Below are 2,360 nucleotides of genomic sequence, written 5' to 3' on the forward strand. Positions count from 1 at the left end.
TTGAAATTCACGTCGGCGAGATTCGGGATCTTGCCGTAATCGGCCTTGAGGGTCCGCACGTCCTTCAGCTTCAGCTGCTTGACGACGTCGGTCACCCAGCCTTCGCCGAAGCTCTCCCAGGTCAGCATGTCGACGCCGCGGGCGCCGAGCATCGACCAGAGCGCCATTTCGACCGCGCCGGTATCCGACGCCGGCACGATGCCGATCTTGTAGTCAGCGGGGACGCCGAGAATTTTGCCGGTTTTCTCGATGGCCTCGACGAGGCGCGCCTTGCCCGGCTTCGAGCGATGGCTCCGGCCGACAAGCGCTTTTTCGAGATTTTTGAGAGACCAGCCCGGGCGCTTGGCGCAGGGACCGGAGGAGAAATGCGGGTTGGCCGGACGTGCGGCCGGACGCTCAGTGGCGGTCATTTTTTGACTACCCTTCCAGATAGATGCCTCCCGGTGGGGGGAGGTGGCCCGCCGCCGATATAGGCTCCGGAGGGATTCCTGTCAAATGGCCTTCGCAGACAGGTCTTGCGTCGCCATAGATCATGTAACTATAACAGTTACATGAAACGAGACAGCCGCCTTTCGGGCGTCCTCCATGTTCTGCTGCATATGGCCGAACATGAGGGCCCTTCGACATCCGAATCCCTCGCCCGCGCGATGCAAACAAACCCCGTCGTCGTCAGACGGATCATGGCCGGCCTGCGCGAGCGCGGTTTTGTTCGATCCGAGAAGGGGCATGGCGGCGGCTGGACGCTCGCCCGCGATCTCAAGGAGATCACGCTGCGCGACGTCCACGACGCCATCGGCAATCCCGCGCTGCTTGCGATCGGCAACCGGATGGAGTCGCCCGACTGCTTGGTCGAACAGGCGGTCAATGCCGCCCTTGCGGATAGTTTTCGGGAGGCGGAGGCCCTGCTTCTGGCGCGCTTCGGCAACATTACTCTCGAAATGCTGCATGCCGATTTCCATGCACGCCTTGCCGGGATACCCGCAAACCATCGAAGAGATACCGTTCATGACCACTGAAACAGAACCGCCGCGCGTCGATTTCATCAAGTTCTTCTCCGATCGCGCGGCCGTCGCGAATTATACCGACGGTCCGCGGCGCTTCCTGCCGGGCCTTGAGGCATTGCACAGCATGACGTCGATCCTGCTGGCCGAAAGAGCCCCGGCCGACGCGCGCGTCCTCGTGTTGGGCGCGGGCGGCGGACTGGAATTGAAAGCGCTGGCCGAGGCGCATCCGGGCTGGAATTTTGTCGGGGTGGACCCTGCCTTGCCGATGCTGGAAGTGGCCGAGCAGACGCTCGGCCCACTGATGAATCGCGTCGAGCTGGTGGAAGGCTATATCGACGATGCGCCGGTCGGTCCGTTCGATGCCGCGACCTGTCTCCTCACGCTGCATTTTCTCGATGCGCCGACGCGCGTGCAGACGGTGCGGGCCATTCATGACCGCCTCAAGCCAGGAGCTCCCTTCGTCGCGGCGCATAGCAGTTTCCCGCAAGCTCCATCGTCGAGACCGGCCTGGCTGGAGCGTTACGCCGCCTATGCGGTCGCGTCCGGCATCGATCCGCAACAGGCGGCCGGAGCGCGCGAGTCAGTGGCGGCCAATCTCGATCTGTTCGATCCGGAGAAGGACGAGGACATCCTGCGGGATGGAGGATTCGCCGACCCGGAAATGTTCTTTGCGGCCTTCACCTGGCGAGGCTGGATCGCGCATGCCTGATGCCGCCGCTGCGCCGGCTTCATCTACCCCTGCATGACGGAAATGTAAGATTTCCGCCGGTTCCGCGACGGTCCCGCCTCGTTACAGTCTCTCGTCATCCTCCGCGGGCATGGGCCCGCTTCAGACGAGAATCGCGATGCCGAAAATCGACGCCCGGTTTTTCCGGGATGCTTGGGCGCTTACGAAACCCTATTGGACCTCGGAGGAAAGATGGAGCGCGACGGCGCTCATCGCGGCCATCGTCGCTCTCAATCTCTTCGACGTTTATCTTTCCGTGTGGCTCAACGACTGGCGCGGCGTCTTCTTCGATGCGCTGCAGGAATATAACCAGCCGGTTTTCTTCCATCAGCTCTACCGCTTTTGTGTCTTCGCCATGGTCGCGCTCGCGAACGGGCTCCTCACGCTTTACGGCACGCAGCTTCTGCAGATCCGCTGGCGGCGCTGGTTGACCGACCGCTACATCGCGGGATGGCTCGACCGCAAAGCCTATTACCGCATACAGATCGAGGGCGCAGAGACCGACAACCCCGACCAGCGCATCGCCGACGACCTTCGCCTCTTCACGGCGCAGGTGCTGAACCTCTCTGTCGGACTGCTCAGCGCCATCGTCACTTTCGTTTCCTTCATCGCCATTCTCTGGGTGTTGT

At 62.3% G+C, this 2,360-nt stretch carries 3 protein-coding genes and 1 pseudogene; 3 read left to right on the forward strand and 1 reads right to left on the reverse strand.

Translation table 11 applies throughout. The features are described 5' to 3' along the window. Positions 1-410, reverse strand: a pseudogene (locus tag VMR03_RS09925) (phosphoserine aminotransferase); the annotation flags it as partial. 141 nt (positions 411-551) lie between these two features. Here VMR03_RS09925 and VMR03_RS09930 point away from each other — a divergent pair. The 3 genes from VMR03_RS09930 to VMR03_RS09940 form a co-directional block, all read left to right on the forward strand. Further along, positions 552-1,016, forward strand: a complete 465-nt coding sequence (locus tag VMR03_RS09930; protein WP_325404723.1) for an Rrf2 family transcriptional regulator — start codon at positions 552-554, stop codon at positions 1,014-1,016. Continuing rightward, positions 1,006-1,713 carry a class I SAM-dependent methyltransferase gene (locus VMR03_RS09935; protein ID WP_325404727.1) on the forward strand — a complete coding sequence of 236 codons (708 nt, stop codon included), beginning with the start codon at positions 1,006-1,008 and terminating at the stop codon, positions 1,711-1,713. Before VMR03_RS09930 ends, VMR03_RS09935 begins: the two co-directional genes overlap by 11 nt. A 136-nt stretch (positions 1,714-1,849) precedes the next feature. Continuing rightward, a partial coding sequence (locus tag VMR03_RS09940) for an SbmA/BacA-like family transporter (RefSeq protein ID WP_325404725.1) occupies positions 1,850-2,360 on the forward strand: 511 nt, incomplete at its 3' end.

This window comes from Parvibaculum sp., from assembly GCF_035511255.1.
Lineage (GTDB): Bacteria > Pseudomonadota > Alphaproteobacteria > Parvibaculales > Parvibaculaceae > Parvibaculum.

Excerpts from the sequence above, each read along its gene's own strand:
- VMR03_RS09930 (WP_325404723.1), top strand. The coding sequence starts at position 552 with ATGAAACGAGACAGCCGCCTTTCGGGCGTCCTCCATGTTCTGCTGCAT.
- VMR03_RS09935 (WP_325404727.1), top strand. The coding sequence starts at position 1,006 with ATGACCACTGAAACAGAACCGCCGCGCGTCGATTTCATCAAGTTCTTC.